Origin of the sequence: Alicyclobacillus acidiphilus NBRC 100859 (assembly GCF_001544355.1) — a bacterium.
GTDB lineage: Bacteria > Bacillota > Bacilli > Alicyclobacillales > Alicyclobacillaceae > Alicyclobacillus > Alicyclobacillus acidiphilus.
In genome coordinates, this window is record NZ_BCQI01000006.1 from 71,680 (window position 1) to 86,967 (window position 15,288).

At 54.8% G+C, this 15,288-nt stretch carries 13 protein-coding genes and 1 pseudogene; 5 read left to right on the forward strand and 9 right to left on the reverse strand.

The window, feature by feature from the left end:
* Nucleotides 1-985: 985 nt before the first annotated feature.
* Nucleotides 986-1,647 (forward strand): annotated as a pseudogene (locus tag AAC01S_RS20355) (MutS-related protein); the annotation flags it as partial.
* Nucleotides 1,648-2,006: 359 nt separating this feature from the next.
* Here AAC01S_RS20355 and AAC01S_RS03860 read toward each other — a convergent pair.
* The 4 genes from AAC01S_RS03860 to AAC01S_RS03875 all read right to left on the reverse strand — a co-directional run bounded on the left by AAC01S_RS03860 (nt 2,007) and on the right by AAC01S_RS03875 (nt 4,584).
* Nucleotides 2,007-2,477, reverse strand: a complete 471-nt coding sequence (locus AAC01S_RS03860; protein ID WP_067619053.1) for a CBO0543 family protein — start codon at nt 2,475-2,477, stop codon at nt 2,007-2,009.
* Between the two features lie 80 nt (nt 2,478-2,557).
* A complete protein-coding gene (locus tag AAC01S_RS03865; RefSeq protein ID WP_067619055.1) occupies nt 2,558-3,028 on the reverse strand; it encodes a hypothetical protein in 471 nt (156 codons plus the stop codon).
* A 9-nt stretch (nt 3,029-3,037) separates the two neighbouring features.
* Complete coding sequence (locus AAC01S_RS03870) at nt 3,038-3,808, reverse strand: hypothetical protein (protein WP_245630064.1); 771 nt, start codon at nt 3,806-3,808, stop codon at nt 3,038-3,040.
* A 14-nt stretch (nt 3,809-3,822) separates the two neighbouring features.
* Nucleotides 3,823-4,584: a hypothetical protein gene (locus AAC01S_RS03875; protein WP_245630065.1), complete on the reverse strand. Its 762-nt coding sequence runs from the start codon at nt 4,582-4,584 to the stop codon at nt 3,823-3,825.
* Nucleotides 4,585-4,721: 137 nt separating this feature from the next.
* Between AAC01S_RS03875 and AAC01S_RS03880 the strand changes: the two genes are divergently transcribed.
* Nucleotides 4,722-5,183 carry a hypothetical protein gene (locus AAC01S_RS03880; protein ID WP_067619058.1) on the forward strand — a complete coding sequence of 154 codons (462 nt, stop codon included), beginning with the start codon at nt 4,722-4,724 and terminating at the stop codon, nt 5,181-5,183.
* Entirely contained in the window at nt 5,184-5,687 is a 504-nt protein-coding gene (locus AAC01S_RS03885; protein WP_067619061.1) for a hypothetical protein, read from the forward strand.
* An 89-nt stretch (nt 5,688-5,776) separates the two neighbouring features.
* On the opposite strand, the gene AAC01S_RS03890 is transcribed toward AAC01S_RS03885, so the two are convergent.
* The 3 genes from AAC01S_RS03890 to AAC01S_RS03900 are packed head-to-tail and all read right to left on the reverse strand — an operon-like array spanning nt 5,777 to nt 7,890.
* Nucleotides 5,777-5,971, reverse strand: coding sequence for a YjzC family protein (locus AAC01S_RS03890; RefSeq protein ID WP_067619069.1), 195 nt, complete (start codon nt 5,969-5,971; stop codon nt 5,777-5,779).
* Nucleotides 5,972-5,999: 28 nt separating this feature from the next.
* Entirely contained in the window at nt 6,000-7,289 is a 1,290-nt protein-coding gene (locus tag AAC01S_RS03895; RefSeq protein ID WP_067619072.1) for an MFS transporter, read from the reverse strand.
* A gap of 16 nt (nt 7,290-7,305) precedes the next feature.
* Nucleotides 7,306-7,890 (reverse strand): DUF2087 domain-containing protein, encoded by a 585-nt coding sequence (locus AAC01S_RS03900; RefSeq protein ID WP_067619076.1) that lies wholly within the window; start codon nt 7,888-7,890, stop codon nt 7,306-7,308.
* A gap of 409 nt (nt 7,891-8,299) precedes the next feature.
* Here AAC01S_RS03900 and AAC01S_RS03905 point away from each other — a divergent pair, with 409 nt between their 5' ends.
* The gene (locus AAC01S_RS03905) at nt 8,300-10,102 is read left to right on the forward strand and encodes an ABC transporter ATP-binding protein (RefSeq protein ID WP_067619080.1); all 1,803 of its coding nucleotides are present in this window, start codon (nt 8,300-8,302) and stop codon (nt 10,100-10,102) included.
* Nucleotides 10,099-12,111 carry an ABC transporter ATP-binding protein gene (locus AAC01S_RS03910; protein WP_067619084.1) on the forward strand — a complete coding sequence of 671 codons (2,013 nt, stop codon included), beginning with the start codon at nt 10,099-10,101 and terminating at the stop codon, nt 12,109-12,111. Before AAC01S_RS03905 ends, AAC01S_RS03910 begins: the two co-directional genes overlap by 4 nt.
* Here the strand turns inward: AAC01S_RS03910 and AAC01S_RS03915 are convergent.
* A complete protein-coding gene (locus AAC01S_RS03915; protein ID WP_067619086.1) occupies nt 12,108-13,103 on the reverse strand; it encodes an acrylyl-CoA reductase family protein in 996 nt (331 codons plus the stop codon). The two genes, AAC01S_RS03910 and AAC01S_RS03915, sit on opposite strands and share 4 nt — an antisense overlap.
* Nucleotides 13,104-13,149: 46 nt before the next feature.
* On the reverse strand, nt 13,150-15,210 hold the full coding sequence (locus tag AAC01S_RS03920) for a S9 family peptidase (protein ID WP_067619089.1): 2,061 nt from the start codon (nt 15,208-15,210) through the stop codon (nt 13,150-13,152).
* Between the last annotated feature and the right edge of the window lie 78 nt (nt 15,211-15,288).

Consider the following 15,288-nt stretch of genomic DNA (forward strand, 5'->3'; position numbering starts at 1 on the left):
AAACGCGCCAAAGAAGTAGGCAACCTTGCTGTTGACAACGCCTCACTCAGCGGATACGATCACGGTAATTTCTTGCAAGGGGCTGTTTGGATGTCGGAGAGCGTTGTTCTTTTCTAACCCAATTTCATAGGTGCTTTCGGTTTGACTGAACTTGTTTGCCATCGTTGGCCGTGCAACGGCAAGGATGTTGACAGGTTTGTTCGATTCGTCTGCACGTTGGGGAGAAGAACAACGGAAATCGCTCCGTCCATATCCGTCATATAGGGATATCTAAGGATGTCAGAGCGAGATCGTGCGTTGCACGGTCTTTTTTGTTGTTTGTCGACGTTGTTTGTCGACATGGTTTCGGCGTGGCGGTGTTTGGTGTACGGCACTGCGCTTGGCTTTGTTCTGTCTCAGACGTGCCGTCGGTCGACGAACGGTTGTTGGCGGCCAATCGAGCGGCGCGATGAAACGGAGCGTGGATCAAGTGAATCAGGATGTACAAAGGACACTGGAATACCACAAGATGAAGGAAGAATTGTCAGGATACGCAATGTCCTATTTGGGGCGACAGCGGATTGAAGCAATGGAGCCATCCATCCACCTGAGCCAAATTGACGGATGGCTCGCGGAGACTGAGGACGCGCTGCGGATTGTGGCGGGATCGTCAAGTGTGCCGATTCCGTCGCTTGACGGTATGGAGTACGTGACGTCCGCTTTGAACAAAGGACAGTCTCTGCACGTGGAGCAACTGGAACATATTGAGCGATTTCTGACAAGTACGGAGCAGCTTCGCCAGTACATGTCGCGCAAGGCCGATGTGGCACCGCTTGTGAGCGGATACGCGCAGTCGATTGTGACGTTGGAAGACTTGCGGTTGGAGATCCGCAAGAGTGTCGATCACGGCGCAGTATTGGACAGCGCAAGTGACGAGTTGGCCCGCATTCGTAAGCAAATTGGCATTTTGGAGGAGCGCGTTCGCCGCAAAATCGAAGCGTCGTTGACCAAATACAAGGCGCATCTGCAGGAACCGTTTCACAGTATCCGAAATGGGCGTCCGGTCTTGCCCATCAAGCGCGAGAGCAAACGGATCGTCAAGGGCGCGATGCTCGATGAGTCGGCGAGCGGCCAGACCGTGTACATCGAACCTGAAGAAGTCGCGTCGCAGCAGGATGAATTGGTCGAGGTACGGTTCGCGGAGGCGCGCGAAGTCGCTCGGGCAGCGAATTGAGCGTGTTCAAAGACATATTCGTCGATATTGGCGACGGACAGAGCATTGAGGGCGCACTCAGCACTTTTTCGGCTCATGTGGCCAATGTGAACGACATTTTGCGGGGGGCCGGGCCGAAATCGTTGCTGTTGCTGGATGAACTCGCGTCCGGGACCGATCCCGGCGAAGGCATCGGTTTGTCCATCGCGCTGCTCGAGCGGCTCTACGCGTCCGGTTCGACCATCGTCGCGACGACCCACTTCAACGAGATCAAGCGATTCGCGGCTGCGGCGCCTGGTTTCGAAAACGCTCGAATGGAGTTTGACACGGAAACGCTGCAGCCCCTGTATCGCTTGCGTATTGGGGAAGCTGGGGAGAGTTATGCGCTTGTCATCGCGGAACGCCTCGGTGTCCCGAAGGAGATTGTTCATCGCGCGCGCGAAATCGCGCAAGGTACAGGATTGGCGCCACAAGGACTGGAGCAGTTAGTGAAAGTTCACACAGTGGTGCAGGATGAAGGTGTTAGCGGCCGGATCGACGCGACGGATGATCATGTGCAGACGGCGGAACCAGCGCCGCGGGAAGAACTCTACCCAAACATTGAACAGTATGATCTCGACATCGTGCTTGAGCCGAAGGATGTTCGGAGCAAACGGAAGATGATGGAGAAAGGCCACGTGGAAGGATTGTCGATTGATCATCCCGCGGGGGCGAATCATGGTCCGATGCGGCATCCTCGACATGACAACGGCAAAGAGCGTCGATAAGCCAACATGGCGGGGGCCGCGCACGGCCCCCGCCATCACCTCGTGACTCAATGGATAGGGATTTTTTCGCACCATTTTCGGATCACGGCCAGATTCAGAGCCTGCAGTATTTGCGCCGCTGGATACACGAATGCGGAGTACCAGAGGTGCCATCCGGAATAAGTCAGCACGCCCGTTCTGGTCGACAGGAATTCATATCCCAGCGCAAAACAGGTCCAGCCTGCGAGATACTTGACCTTCGACCACACGTGGCGCGAGAAAGGAAAGTAATTGAGGAATATCGTGCTAATTGGAGGAAATATGGCGAAATTGTAAATGAGCGCGACATAGTCGATGCCTGGGTCGAAATAGTTGTACAAATGCATGTGCATATCCAAATACACGTCTATCAGCACGTTGATCAGAACACTGGAGAGTGACGTGCAGTAGATCTCCAATCGGGTCATGCGCTTTGGCATTTGAATGGCAACGGAATAAAAAACAATGGATGATATGAGGGCGAACAAATAAGGGGACACTGGCAGACTCCTTCGCAAAAGTCGGGACACTGAAAACAGTGTTGCCAATGTATGGCTGGGCCATTCCTCAGGCTGTGCGTTCACTGGTCGACAAAGCCGTCGAGCTTCGCGATGCCCAAGGCGTCATTTTCCCAGAGAATCCTTTCTACGAGCTTTTTTTCTTCTGCGTCGCAGTCGATGAGAAGAAACACTTCTGTTGAAATCTGTTCCTTGGTCACTTTTCGGTTTCGCCTTTTCACGAACAGGAGTTTCAACAAGAAGCCGACGACCATTCCTAGGCATAGGCCAATCAAACCCCATAAAATGGGTCCCCACGCGAGGACCATACCGTAAATGGCTCCTAGCAGCATACCGCAGGTACCCAGGACGGCGGCTCCGTCAAACAAGCTCACGCCATCGGCGCGGTGCATGGAGTCGAATAGCTTCCGCTCCTCCGTTCGTTTATCGAGTGGAACGGCGAGAATTTGTCTCTTGTCAATGCCGATTTGTTCCAGAGCTGTGATCGCCAACTCTAAGAAAATGGATTGTTCGAACGATGCGATGATGTACATGGTTTCACCTTATTTGTGAATTGGCATTTTAAAATCCGGGCGCTGATAATGGTCCCGCAGCCACTTGGACTGTTCTTTTTCAAATAACTTGTTGTACTCGACGGCCGCAACGTAGGAATCGTAAATGTTGAACACGTAAATGCCAGGGAGAAACATAAACCACTGCACATTTAAAACAGCTTTTGCCTGTTCAAACAAACCAATCGTCGTATCGTGTACCGCCTGCAAACAGTGGGACATGTACATGACTAGAATGGTCCAAGCGATAAAGAACAATCCCTGAATCGTTTTGTGCACATACAGGGAACCCAGTCCAGGTGTTAAGGCGGACCAAGCTGCAGCGAGCCAGGGACTTCGCCTGTCCAGAAAATTTAAATCGAGCGTTTTGATGACGAATGGTTGGATGGGGGCGTCTTCGCGATCCGCTAGTACATAGAGTTTGTTTACGTCTATCGTGCCGCGATAACCATCCCATATGCTGAACACATACACGGCTACGTAGAGCAAGAACCAGCGTTTGTCGATCACGTGGCGGGCGAGATCGAAATGCCCTGTGAGCGAATAGGAGAGGGCGAGATTGATGTGGGCCTCATTATTGACGACCACCGCCCAAAGGATCAGGATCAGCCCGATGATCTTGCGATCCTGTCGCAAGCTTCCAAGGCCAGGCTCCACAACCGACCAAAACGCGGTTACCCAGGGATTCCGCAAATGGATCATGTTGGTTGAGAGTTCGGATAGGTACGCCCTGCTTCGTCGTGCGTAAGCGTTTTGTTCCAACGAAATACGCTCCTCTACAAAGGCATTTTGAAGTCGGGACGCTGATAATGTTCTCGTAAGAACTTGGATTGTTCTTTTTCGAACAGCTTGTTGTGTTCTACGGCCGTAACAAACGTATTGTGAATGACGAAACCGTATATGGAGGGCAGGTACATCAGCCATTGCATATCCACCATGGATTTCGCGTTGTCAAAATGACCGATCATCGTTTCATGAACGGCTGGCAGCGCGTGTGAATAGAGCATGACCACGATCGTCCATGCGAGAAAGAACACACCGACAACGACTTTGCGTACATAGAGGTGACCCAGTCCTGGGGCGAGAAGTGAGAGCGTGGCTGCATACCAAGGATTTCGTCTGTCCAGAAAGTTCATGTCAAGCGTTTTGATCCGCAAAGATCGGAGGGGGGCATCCTCTCGATCCGCCAGAACGTACTGTTTATTGATATCGACGGTTCCACGATAACTGTCCCAAATCGCGTAGACATAAAGCGAGACGTAGAGGAGCAACCATCTCAGATTCACCACTTGCTTTGCCAGTTCGAAGTTTCCCTGCAGGGAATACATGATGGAGAGATTGACCTTTGCAAATCCATTGACGACGAGTTCCCAAACGATCAAAATGAGCCCTCGCAAAATTCTGCCCTGCAGAAGGTGTCCGCATCCCGGATACGCAAACGACCAAAACGCGGAAATCCAGGGATTTCTCCAATGCATCTCGTTTGAACCCATTGCAGATATGCTGACGCGTAAGCGTCTTACCTTGACGTCGTTCAAACCGATTCCTCCACGTACACAGTTTGTGTAAATCAAGAAACCATTATGTAGGCCTGTCGAAGGATGCGCATAGAAGTGAATAACCCATGAAAATGTAGGCAAGCTATAAACAATCTTTCGGGTATTTGGGGGATTGTATGGCATTTTCAATTTTCTCCGCATTGTCCATTATCTCTATTACCGCATTCGCCGTAACGAACAAAAGGCTTCATCTGTTTGAAATCATGTTTATATGGATGGTTGCGATGATCCTCGATCACAACGTGATGACGGTGGTATCGGTGAACATGGGGATGTACGATTTTGCGGACCAGCCTTCCCGTTATTGGTCGCTGTCACTTGTGAGAATCGTTCTCATCCCGCTCCTGATTGTGTGGTATTTTGATGCGACAGCTTCCAAGGCGATTCTTCAGTGGGCGTTGCTGCCGCTTGGCATCGGGGTTCTGATTGGGATTGAGTATCTGTGCGATGTGCTGAACGTCTTTCACCATACCCACTGGAAGCTGTGGTGGTCGGTGATTGAGTGGTTTGGCCTATTCGTGGTGCTCCACTATTCTCGGCTTTGGTATCGCAACGTGCTCAGAAGGGAGTTGCAGTGATTGCTTCCACTGCCTCGAAGGTTCGATGGAAACGAGTGGTTCATTCTTGGAACCATTGCGCTAGGATTTGTCTGCGTCGTCCTTTTGCCAAAGCGGTATCCCAACGCTGTGGCGACGTTGGTGGTTTTGTTCTGTGTGTCCATTGCGGTCATATTGGATCACACCATCGCGACACCGCCGCTCAACATGTATAACCTGAACGATCAGCAGAAGTACGAGTTGATGGATGTGGTTACGTATTTCATGTACAGTCCGTACGCGTTAATCTCCGTCTACCTGTACGACCGTCTCAACCCAAGAGGAATCTTTTTTGTCGCATATATCGTTGGCTGGTCTGCCTTTGCCGTATGTTTTGAATGGCTGGCCGTCATCTTCCATGTATTCACCTACACAGGATGGCGTCTCTTGTACTCATTTTCCGTTTACCTGATCGCGACGCCCCTCCAGCTTCTTTTCTTTCGATATACGATGAGATATGTAAGGAACTCGCGAACCAAGGTGTAAATACCGATACGTCGATAGAGGAGGCAAGACGAGAACAGGGTCGCATTGCGACCCTGTCACGCATCCGGCGTTGAGCCAGATTCGGTGTGTCAATGGCGCTTGTTCGTCTTAATCCGTCTCCATTTTCGATCGGAGTTCGTCGTTTCGGGAAACTTCTCTCCCTTGTGCAAATGGATTCGTTTCGGGTTGTGCAAGTCGCCGCTGTCAGGATGTGCGCCTACCTCGATATACACGCCGGTGTTCGGCGCTTCATATCCAGGTGTAAACTCGGAACGTTCACCCATGATGACATCACCTCGGGTGATAGTGTGTTTAGCTGCTTCTCAATCCATGCACCTTATCCCGTGCAGCGATGTTGAGAAATGGCAGCGTAGCCAGCGATGAGATCGCAATCAGCAATCCCGCGGTGAGACCCAAGTTCCTGGCCGGAAAGATGGGCAGCAAGAAGCTGGTCAAGGTCATTGAGACGCCGAGTGTCACGCTGCCGACGGTGGACGTCAGGGAAAACGCCCGGCCCTGCTGCCAATTTGACAATGACCTCATGACTGTCGACTGAACGGCGGCGTTCCCGACCCCTGCGCCGATGGTCGCGGCGATGAGACAAAGGGACGCTATCCAGAGTTTGGGCGATTGACTCATCGCCGCATGGCCGAGCCCTTCAACGACAAAGCCCAATACAGCGGTTTCACGGATGCGCCGTGTGAGTCGCACGGTCAACAGACTGCTCACTGCGAATCCGAGTCCGAGCGATCCGTACATCACACCAACACCGACGTTTCCGGCGTGAAACACTTGGTAGCCGAAGACGCTCAACAGGACGTTGACGATGCCGCCGCCGACAGACCACAGCCCGGCCTGCAGGCACAAAATGCGGATAAGCGAGGAGTCTCGTATCCATCGCCGGTACGATCGCTCGTCCCAGGTATCGTCGTTCGGCCGTGGCGGCGCGTCGTCGGACGCCATTGGCCAATCGGGTGTGGCCAAGTGGTTCTCCGACAGCTTCGTCGTCGAGCAGAGCGCGGCGGATACCAGAAAGGAGGCGCTGTTGACGATAAACGCGATCGATGGACCGCATACCGAGGTCACCAATCCTCCGCTCGCCGATCCAATTGCGAGCACGACGCCAAACAGCGATTCTTCGATGGCGTTTGCGACAACGACCCGCTCCGTTTTCACCAACTGTGGAATCACGGCGCGGCGGGCCGGTTCAAAGAGGCAAGAAAAAGCGGTCATGATGCATGTCGCCAGGTACGCGATCCAAACCTGGTCTTTCGTATGGATCAATAAAAACAGCAAGGCGATGCCCATGCGGGCGAGATCGGCCGAAATCATCAACCGTTTGCGGCGAACGCGGTCGGCCAATTTTCCGCCGATGGGTCCCATGACGAGGTAAGGAATGGTGCGGGCCGCCAAAGTCAGTCCAATCGACATGCCGCTTCCTGTGATGTGCAGGAGAAGGCTGAACATCGCGACAGTGTCAAACCAGTCCCCGATCCCGCTTAGCAAGCTCGCAGTCAGGATTCTTCGATATCCATGTTCCTCTCGAATGAGCGTGACAATGTCCGTGGACCTGCCGCTGATTGCGTCCGGTGTCGCAGCCATGAAATCGAAGTCTCCTTTATGTGTTGGATTTCTCCGAACTGGATTTCTCCGAAATTCGCCAGTAGACACCGTTTTCTCGTGCCATGAACCGATTTCCGATGAGTTCGCGGCGCAAGGTCGCAAAATCAGGGTGGTGTCGACCGATGATTTCATTGACTTCAGACTCCGGATAGGTTCTGTCCCATTCAAACTGATCCGCGAGCCATTGTAGAACGACGAGACGCTTCTTCCGACTGGCGGGAATCTCCTTTAATTCCACGCCGTTCAGAAAATCGCGCAATACTTTGCGTTGCCAGGCATCTCCTTCCACATCGGCCAACTGGGCCAATTTTTCCGGCTTCAACAGCCGATTGACTTGAGATAGCGCGTCCGCCTGAAATCGGTACGTGTGCACGTTGCCGTCCTGCCGCATCGTTACGAGACCGAGTTCCCGCAAGCGATTCAAGTGGTGTGACACGGTTGGTGGTTTCAATTGCAGATAAGCGGCGAGTTCCTCAACACTTGCCTCCTGGTTGGCCAAGATACCAAGAATCTTGAGACGGCTCTCGTCGGCCAAAACCTTGAGAAACTGGACGAGCAATTGACTGTCTTCATTGGTCATTGCAATCAGGCTCCTCGTTACATGTAGATACGTAACAATGTAGATCATCATCGAAGTTAGATCAATATCGAATTAGATGGGGGTGGAACGAATCGGAGAATCCACACAAAATGATTGACAAATTCTGAAACTAAGTGGTAGTTTTGAGACGATAGCAAGGCGAGAGGAGGGCATTTCCATGGTTGTGCTGATGGCAAGTGGATATGTGCAGGCGCGTCGGCGTCATTACGCTGGCGGCGAAGACCATAACCAATGGGAATGTGACCTTTCGCTTCGTGTGAACGAAGTTTGACACCGAGTCAGGTGTTTGTGCGGGTCGCATTCAGTGGCCCGCGCTTCTTCATTCATAGAGAATGGAAGGCATGTCGCGAGCGCGGCGTGCTTTTTTCGTCTATTGGGGGTTTCGGTTGTGTTTCAGGTGCTCAGAAAACTTGGTTGGTTCTTTTGGGAACACCGAACGCGGTACATCATCGCGGTTGGTTTGCTGTTGCTGTTGAATTTCGTTGAAATCGCTCCGCCAGACATCATCGGCCACGCCATCGATCTGATGAATCAAGGCTCGATGACGACGCGGGCCATGGTCGAACTTTGCCTGGTGATGCTTGGCGTAACCGTCGTGAGTTACGTCTGCGGATTTACGTGGTGGTACCAGTTGTTCGGCGGTGCGCGGTTGCTGGAGTTGAGTTTGCGATCGCGATTGATGCGTCACTTTCTCCGGATGACACCGAGGTTTTTCGAACAGAATCGGACCGGGGATTTGATGGCGAGATCGACAAACGACTTGAACGCCGTATCGCAGACTGCTGGTTTTGGCATTCTGACGCTCATTGACTCGACGACGTTTTCGTCGACGATCCTGGTCGCCATGGGCGTGTTGGATGGATGGAAGCTCACCTTGCTGTCTTTGGTGCCCATGCCGTTCATCACGCTCGCGATGACGAAGTACGGCAAGTTGCTGCATGAACGGTTCACGTTGGCCCAGGACGCGTTTGGCGACATGAACGATCGCGTGCTCGAGACGATCGCTGGGATCCGGGTCGTCCGAGCGTACGCTCAGGAACGGCGGGAAGAGCGGCGATTCATGGAGACAATGGGCGACGTCTACCGGAAGAACATCGCGGTGGCGAAGATCGATGCCTTGTTTGATCCGACCATCAGCGTCCTTGTCGGCATCACGTACCTCATCGGACTTGGCTTTGGCACGTACCTCGTGTTCCACAGCCAGTTGACGATTGGCCAGCTGACGTCGTTCAACGTGTATCTCGGTATGCTGATTTGGCCGATGATGGCGTTTGGGCAGTTGATCAACATCATGCAGCGAGGAAATGCGTCGCTGGATCGCGTGAACGAGACGTTGGCCTACGTTCCGGACGTCGACGATGCGCCGAACCTCGTTTCGATCGGTGTTCCGGAGCGGATCGAATTTCGCGGCTACTCCTTCCGCTACCCGACGTCGGAGACAGACAATCTGCGGGATATCGACCTGATCATCCGGCGCGGCGAAACGGTGGGTATCGTCGGTCGTACTGGCAGCGGCAAATCAACCTTGATTCGGCAGTTGCTGAGGGAATATCCGATCACCTGCGAAGGTGCTTTGTTGGTCAACGGCGTCCCCATCGAACGAGTCTCGATTGAAGAAGTGCATGGGTGGATTGGATACGTGCCGCAGAATCCGATGCTGTTCTCAAGAAGTGTCGCGGACAACGTTCGGTTCGGATTGAAGGACGCCACGGATGAACAGATCCGTCACGCCTTGGCGGCGGCCGATTTTCTCAAAGATGTGCCGTCGTTGCCGGATGGTCTCGACACATTGATTGGCGAACGCGGCGTGTCGCTGTCAGGAGGACAGAAACAGCGCATCGCCTTGGCGCGGGCGCTCGTCATCGAGCCGGAGATCCTGATTCTCGACGACGCGATGTCCGCGGTCGACGCTCGCACCGAAGCGCACATCATCGAAGGAATTCGCAACGAGCGCCGAGGGCGTACAACCATCATCGCCACCCATCGGATGCCTGCTGTCGCGCATGCGGATTGGATCGTCGTCATGGACGAGGGACGCATTGTCGAGGAGGGCACATTTGAACAACTGCTGACCTCTGATGGCTGGTTCAAGAAACAATACGAACGGCAACAAGCGTCGGAGGACTGGGCGGACGAAGGGACGGTCGCCGAGGTAAGCGACGTTGAAGCTGGAAGCAGGTGGAACGCATGAACGTAAATCGACGACTGTATGAATATGCGGCGTACTATCGACGGACGATTCTCGTCGCCTTGCTCCTGCTCGTGCTGGCTGTGACGGCGCAGCTTGCGGGTCCGTTCGTGGCGAAGACGATGATCGACGAACATATTCTCGGCATTGAGCGAACGTGGTACGAAGTGCCTGCGCACACGCGCGGATCGGTCGAGTATGGCGGGCGTTGGTATGAGCGCGGCGACTACATGGCACGCGGCCTCAGGCGTCAACATCCGATCACGCTCTTCGCCGTCGGGCGCCAATTTTACATCGTCAACGGTGCCGTGGCCTATACGGGTACGCCGAAAGTCGAAGCCAACGCGGTGGTGGTGACGGAAGACGGCAAGCGAGTGGCGCTTGCGGCGTCGAAATTGACGAAATCCCAGTTGTTTTCGTTCTATCAACCCGAGGTGCCGCGCGTGCTGCGCCTGGCTCTGGTGTATTTTGGTCTGTTGGCGGCCGCCGCCCTCTTCCTGTACGGACAACAGTATTTGTTGCAGGTCGCGGCGAATCGAATCTTGCAGCGCATGCGCGGCGACGTGTTTCGGCAGATCCATCGATTGCCGATTCGCTATTTTGATACACTGCCAGCGGGCAAAGTGGTCTCGAGGATCACGAACGACACGGAGACCATCCGCGACTTCTATGTCAACGTCCTAGCCAATATTCTGTCGAGCATCGTGTCGATGGCCGGAATCTATATTGCGCTGTTCATTCTGGACGTTCGACTGGCGTTATTGACCTGCCTTCTGATTCCGGTGCTGATCCTGTGGGTTTGGCTGTACCGTAGGTACACGGTCCACGTCAACATTCGCGTTCGTGCCTTAATATCCGATATCAACGCGATGTTGAACGAGACGATTCAGGGCATCCCCATTATTCGCGCTTTCAATCGGCAACGCTTGACGGAGAAGGAGTTTGACGATCTCAACCAGGCCTACTACGAAAACCAGTCGCGGCTCATCCGGGTCAACGCGGCGACGAGCCACAATTTGTCGTCCGTACTGCGCAACCTGATCTTCGTAACGGTCATCGCCATCTTCGGCTGGCGAACGATCCATCTGTCTGTGGCAGTTTCTTTTGGTATGCTGTACGCCTATATCGACTACATCAATCGCTTGTTTCAACCGATTGTTCAGGTGGTCAACCAGTTGTCGAACCTGGAGCAAGCCCGGGCGTCTGCGGTGCGCGTCTTTGAATTGCTGGACGAACCGGGGACAGACGTGGCAGACGGAGAGATTCCGAGGTTTCGCGGCGAGGTCAAGTTCGACCAAGTCAGCTTCTCGTATGACGGGAAACACGACGTGTTAAAAGGCATTTCATTCGAAGCGTCGCCCGGGCAGACGATCGCGTTGGTTGGACACACGGGATCGGGGAAGAGTTCCATCATCAACCTGCTCTTTCGCTTCTACGATCCGCAAAAAGGCACCATCACCATCGACGGCATGGATATCTCGAAGATCCCTGCGCAGCACTTGCGGCAACATATGGGCATCGTGTTGCAGGATCCGTATCTGTTTACCGGGACAATTGCTTCCAATGTGGGACTCGAAGATGAGCGCGTGTCGCGCGAACGGATCGAACAGGCGTTGAAGGATGTCGGCGCCGATAAATTGCTTGGCCATTTGCCAAATGGCTGGGACGAACCGGTGCTTGAGAACGGTAGCACTTTGTCGGCTGGGCAACGCCAGTTGATCTCGTTCGCGCGGGCGCTGGCGTTCGATCCGGCGATTCTCGTCCTGGACGAGGCGACCTCGAGCATCGACACGGAGACAGAACGCGTCATCCAGGACGCGCTGCAAGTGCTCAAGCGCGGCCGGACGACGTTCATCATCGCGCACCGCCTGTCGACGATTCGCGATGCGGATCAGATTTTGGTGCTCGACGGCGGTGTCATTGTCGAGCGGGGGACGCACGACGAATTGCTCGCGAGAAACGGCCGTTACCGCCAAATGTACAATTTGCAGATTGGCGAGGCTTCGGCTTAGAGCTTGACGATGGTCCGCCCTTTGACCTTGCCTTGCAGGATGGCCGACAATACGTCAGGCAGTGTTTCCAGCGACACTTCGTGGACAATTTGTTCCAGGGCCGCGGTCGGCTTCAGTTCGGCGCCGATGCGCTCCCAGAGCGGCCTGCGGATGGCCATCGGGCATTCGACAGAATCGATTCCGATGAACGTGATCGCCCGCCTCATAAACGGAAACACGGTCGTCGCGAAATCCGGGCCGCCCGTAAAGCCGCTGACGGTGATCACGCCGCCGTATCGCATCGTGTTGACGATGTACGGCAGGGACTTGCCTGCGACGGGATCGACCGCGCCAGCCCAGCGCTCGGGCAGATCTGGGAACGGTTGGTCGGCGGGCAGGACGAGCGTTTCAGGGTGGACGATTTCCGCGGCGCCAAGCTCGCGCAAGAAGGCGTGCTCTTCGGATTTGCGGGACGACGCCGTCACCTGGTAGCCGAGTTGGCTGAACATCGAGACGGCGGTCGATCCGACCCCGCCCGTCGCCCCGGTGACCAACACGGGGCCTTTATCTGGGGCGAGGCCGTTCTCCTCCATCCGGTGGAGCGACAGTGCTGCGGTAAATCCAGCCGTGCCGAGGATCATCGATTCGCGCATCGTGAGCCCTTTCGGCATGGGCACCACCCAATCCGCGGGCACGCAGGCCACTTGGCTGAATCCGCCGAAGTGGCCGGTGCCAAGCCTGTAGCTGGTGACAATCACCTCGTCGCCTTCGCGAAACCGGGCGTCATCCGAATGGATGACTTCGCCGGCGAGATCGATCCCCGGGACCATCGGGTACGATTGCACCAATCGGCTGTTCGGCGTCGCGACGATGCCGTCTTTGTAATTGACGCTGGAGTAGCGAACGCGAATGGTTACATCACCCTTTGGCAGATCGGCCAAGGTCAATTCGCGAATGCCGGCGCGAAATCCCTGTTCGGTTTGGTCGACAACGAAAGCCTGAAATCGTTCCATGCACAATGTCCTCCCGGATTCAATGGATTCAACGCATTGAACGTATTCATCCCAGTGAGTGAACGCCGATCTTGTCGAGCAGAAACGCGTAGATCTCGGCCTGCTCGCGAATTTTGTCCAAGCGGCCGGAAGCGCCTGAGTGACCCGCGCCCATGTTCGTTTTCAAGAGGAGCGAATGGTCGTCCGTCTTCACTTGGCGCAGGCGGGCCACCCACTTGGCGGGTTCCCAATAGGCGACACGGGGATCGTTCAGCCCAGTCGTCACCAGCATGTGTGGGTACGCCTTGGCTTCGACGTTGTCGTAAGGGCTGTACGATCTCATGTACGCGTAGTATTCCGGTTCCGCTGGATTTCCCCACTCGTCCCATTCGAGTGTGGTCAACGGGATCGACGCGTCGAGCATTGTCGTCATCACATCGACGAACGGCACCCCGGCGTGGATGGCCTGGAAATACTCGCCGCCCATGTTGGCGACGGCGCCCATGAGCAGACCGCCTGCGCTGCGCCCGTCGGCGGCGAGTTGGGAAGAGGTGGTGTACCCACGCTCAATCAGGTCCTTCGCCACGTCGATAAAATCGGTAAACGTATTGCGCTTCTTGAGCAATTTGCCGTCTTCGTACCAGCCTCGGCCCAACTCGGAACCGCCGCGGACCTGCGCGATCACGTACACCACGCCGGCATCCAGCATGGGCAGACGCAGCGGCTGAAAGTGGGGATCGGTGCAACTGCCGTACGATCCATATCCATAGAGAAGCAGCGGAGCTGGGCCGCGATCCAGCGCTCCACGGCGATAGACTGCGGCGGCTGGCACCTTGACGCCGTCGCGGGCCGCGATCCACAAGCGTTCCTGCACGTAGTCCTCTGGATGGTATGCGCCGGACACTTGCTGAACCTGGAGTGTGGTGCGCGCTCCGGTGGCGAGATCGACAGCGAATGTGGTCAGCGGCGTCACGAACGATTCGAACTCGATCAACGCTTCAGCCGTGTCGTAGCTGAGGTTGTTGCCCACGCCCACGGTGTACAGCGGCTCGTCCCAAGTGAGTTGGGTGAGTGCCCCATCGCGGTAGATCCACACTTGGGTGAGTCCAGCTTCCCGTCCTTCGATCAGCAAGGCGTCGCGGAACGGATATAACGCAACGAGGTAACGGGATTCTTCGTGTGGAATCAGATCCTCGCGCTGCTGAGCGCGGATGCTGTCGGTACGACAGCGCTCGACTCGAAAGTTCAAGGCGTTCCGGTTGGTTAAAATGACGAACTCGTCGCGCCAATGTTCCACAACGTACTCCACGCCGCGTTCGCGAGGATCGAAGACGGTAAAGTCGTCGAGCGGACGGGACGCATCGAGATATCTCACTTCGCTCGTCATCGTCGCCGACGACACGGCGAATAGATACTTGCCGCTGCGAGACTTGGCGAGTTGCAGCACAAACGTCTGATCGGTTTCTTCGTAAAGCATTTCCGCCGCTTGCGGCTGACCGACAGGATACCGCCAGAGTCGATATGGACGTTGGCTGTCGTCGGCCGTAACATAAAATAGGTATGTACCTGAGGAATCCCATTCGATGCTGCCAGCGAGATACACGTTGTCGACTGTGTCGGAAAGCGTTTCACCTGTCGCTAGGTCCTTGACTTTCAATGTGTATAAATCCGTTCCGTCCCGATTTTCCAAATAGGCCAAACGTGTGCCATCGGGACTCACGCGTTGTTCAGTGACACTGAGAAATTCGCCCGGACGCGCCATCTCGTTCAGGTCCAGCATCACCTCTTCCGCAGCGTGTTTCAGTTCGCTGCGGGAAGCGGCCCGTTTTCTAGCGTAAATGGGGTATTGCAGCGACTTTTCGAGCCGCGTGTAGTAGAAATACTGGCCCAGTTGCACCGGAACTCGGCTTTCCTGTTCAGGAATTCGAGCGACCATCTGTTCGTAGAGCGATTGTGTCAATTCGCTGTACGCCTGCGACACGGTGCGATAGTAATCGTTTTCTTGTTCCAAATAGGAGATCACTTCCGGGTTCGACCTGTCTCGTAGCCAATAGTAGTCGTCCTCACGGATATCTCCGTGGATCTCATGCGGATGCGGGATGCGCTTTGCCATCGGTATTTTGCCCATAATGTCCTCCATGCTCTCGTGCCATGCTTGGGTAACCTTTTGACCCGGGCCACCCGTCATCATGATATCACTAGAACA